This is a genomic window from Micromonospora sp. BS32 (assembly GCF_059089345.1).
Map to the genome: position 1 here is coordinate 1 of NZ_JBSSHR010000044.1, position 2,784 is coordinate 2,784.

2 protein-coding genes and 1 pseudogene are annotated in these 2,784 nt (G+C 75.4%); all 3 read left to right on the forward strand.

Going from position 1 to position 2,784, the window contains the following annotated elements:
- On the forward strand, nt 1-1,652 hold a 1,652-nt coding region (locus tag AC5RWQ_RS30080; protein WP_494285978.1), incomplete at its 5' end, for a Wzz/FepE/Etk N-terminal domain-containing protein.
- Nucleotides 1,645-2,601 (forward strand): glycosyltransferase family 2 protein, encoded by a 957-nt coding sequence (locus AC5RWQ_RS30085; RefSeq protein ID WP_494285979.1) that lies wholly within the window; start codon nt 1,645-1,647, stop codon nt 2,599-2,601. The genes AC5RWQ_RS30080 and AC5RWQ_RS30085, both read left to right, overlap by 8 nt.
- Nucleotides 2,594-2,784: pseudogene (locus tag AC5RWQ_RS30090) on the forward strand (O-antigen ligase domain-containing protein); the annotation flags it as partial. The gene AC5RWQ_RS30085 and the pseudogene AC5RWQ_RS30090, both read left to right, overlap by 8 nt.

Genomic DNA, 2,784 nt, shown 5'->3' on the forward strand with positions numbered 1-2,784 from the left:
TGACCGACGTCGCTCCAGCCCGGCAACGCCCGGTCGGCCTGGTCGAGCTGGCGCGTATCCCGCTGCGCCGGTGGCGGACGGTGCTCGGCACCGCGGCGCTGGTGCTGGCCGCCGTGGCCGGCTACGTCCTGCTCGTTCCCGCGACGTACACGGCGACGACGGCGGTGGTGGTCCGCGCCGTGGTCACCGACCCGTTCTCGGTGCCCTCCGGCGGCGCCGACCGGGCGGTCAACATGACCGCCGAGAGCGGGATCGCCAAGAGCAACGACGTCATCGACAAGGTCTCCGCCATCACCGGGCGGGACACCAGCGACGTGGCGGACGCGCTCACCGTGGAGACCCCGGTGGGCGGGCAGGTGATGCGCTTCAGCTACGCCGGCCACTCCGAGCGGGAAGCGGTGGACGGGGCGAACGGCGCCGCCGACGGATACCTCGAGCTGCGCCGCGGCATCTACGAGAACCAGCGGGCCGAGGTGCTCAAGTCGTACGACGACACCATCGCCCTGGTCACCAGCCAGCGCACCACCGCCCAGAAGGCGCTGCCCAGCACCCAGAACAGCACCAACCCGCCGCCGCGGGTCAGTGCCCTGCTCGACCAGCTGCGCTCGCTCAACGACCAGCTCGCGACCCTCGCCGAGCAGCGTTCCAAGATCGCCTCGGCCGACCTGAGCCCCGGTTCGGTCACCAGCGCCGCCCGCGCGCCGGTGCCCTCCAGCCGGGACGCCGCGCCGCTGATCCTGGTCGCCGGGCTGCTCGGCGGCCTGCTGGTCGGCGCGCTGGTGGCCTTCGTCCGGGAGTCCCTGGACCGCCGGGTCCGGACCGCCGCCGAGGCCGCCGTGACGGTCGGCGCGCCCCTGCTCGGCACGGTCCGGCGGGACCGGAGCGGCCGGCCGGACGAGGCGGACCTGCGCTACCTGGCCCTGGCCCTGGGCCGCTGGGTGGACGGGCCGCAGCGCACCCCGCTGGTGCTGCTCTCGTCCGGCGCCGACGAGGCACGCGAGCAGATCAGCGCCGGGCTGGCCGCCGCGCTGGCGCAGAACGGGCAGGACGTGCGGCTCGGCACCACCGCGGAGCTCCGGGAGCGGGTGCGGGCGATGTTGCAGGAGGCGCAGCGGCGGCATCCCGCGGTCGAGCCGGCCCGCTCGCTGCTGTCCCGGCCCCGGGTGACGACGCCGGGCGCGAACCCCGCCCCGGCACCGGCCCCGACCCCGGCGCCCGCGGGCGCCGCCGGTCCGGATGACACCATGGTGATCCCCGCGGTCCGCAAGCCCCGGCCGTTCCCCGCCCCGGACGCGAAGAACGGCGCGGTGTACCGCTCGACCACGACCGCGGACAAGACCGAGGTGATTCCGACGACCTCCCGGCCGACCGGCGAGGGATCGCTGGGCGACGGGCAGGAGGTGCGGATCGGCACCGGCTCGGTGCGCCTGGTCGAGCTGGACGCCCCGGCTGCCGACGGGCTGACCGTCCTCGACGCACCGCCCGCCCTGCACGACGAACGCGGGGTGCGGGCCGCCCGGGAGGGCCGGGCGATGCTGGTGACCGCCCTGGACAAGACCCGGACGACGCAGCTGGGCCAGCTGGTGGAGCGGCTGCGCGCGGTCGGGGTGGAGCCGATCGGCCTGGTGGTGACGGGTGTCGGCCGTGACTGACCGCGACCCGAAGCGGGCCGACGACGCGACGGCGGCCGACCGGTACCCGCCGGTGACCGTGGTGGTGGCCACCCGGGACCGCCCCGGTCTGTTGGAGCGGGCCGTGCGCGCGGTGCTGGACCAGGACTATCCCGGCCCGGTCGAGTGCGTGGTGGTCTACGACCACACCGACATCCGCGACCTCGACCTCGACGTGCCGGCCGGCCGGACGCTGCGCTACGTCAACAACACCCACTCGCGGGGGCTGCCCGGCGGCCGCAACACCGGCGCCGAGGAGTCGACCAGCGCGCTGCTCGCGTTCTGCGACGACGACGACTTCTGGTTGCCGGCCAAGCTGCGCCGGCAGGTGGAGCTGCTGGCCGAGCGGCCCGACGCCGCGGCCGCGAGCTGCGGCATCCGGCTGGAGGGGCCGGGCATCGCCAAGGAGCGGCGCCTGGACCGGGCCGAGGTGACGCTGCCCGACTTCGTCGAGGACCGGGTGATGGAGGTGCACTCCAGCACCCTGCTGGTCCGCCGCTCCACCTGGGACGCCATCGGCCCGGTCGACGAGGAGCTGCCCGGCGGCTACGGCGAGGACTACGAGTGGCTGCTGCGGATCGCCGCCCACGGCCCGGTGGTGATCGTGCCCGAGGTCCTGGTGGTGGTGGACTGGCACGGCGGTTCCTTCTTCTTCGGCCGCTGGGCGACGATCGTCGAGGCCACCCGCTACCTGCTCGACAAGCACCCCGAGCTGGCCGGCAGCCGGACCGGCCTGGCCCGGCTGCACGGGCAGATCGCCTTCGCGCTCGCCTCCGGCCGGCGCCGCCGGGAGGCCGTCCGGGAACTGGGCCGGGTGGTCCGGCTCAACCCGTACGAGAAGCGGGTGCTGGTCACCGTGCCCGTGGTCCTCGGGCTGCTCTCCGGTGAACGTGTGCTGCGGCTGGCCCAGCGGACGGGGCGGGGTGTCTGACCGACGGCCCGGCACCGCCACGCGGACGGGGTCGGGAAGCAGCACCGCGCGGCCGGGGAACGCGGCACGGCCACCTCTGGGGTCGCCGCCGCTGCCCGTCTGGCCGCTGACGGCGATGTTCGGCCTGGTGCCGCTCTGGTGGGCGCTCGGCGCGTTCTATCTCGGCTGGTCGGTGTTCGGTCT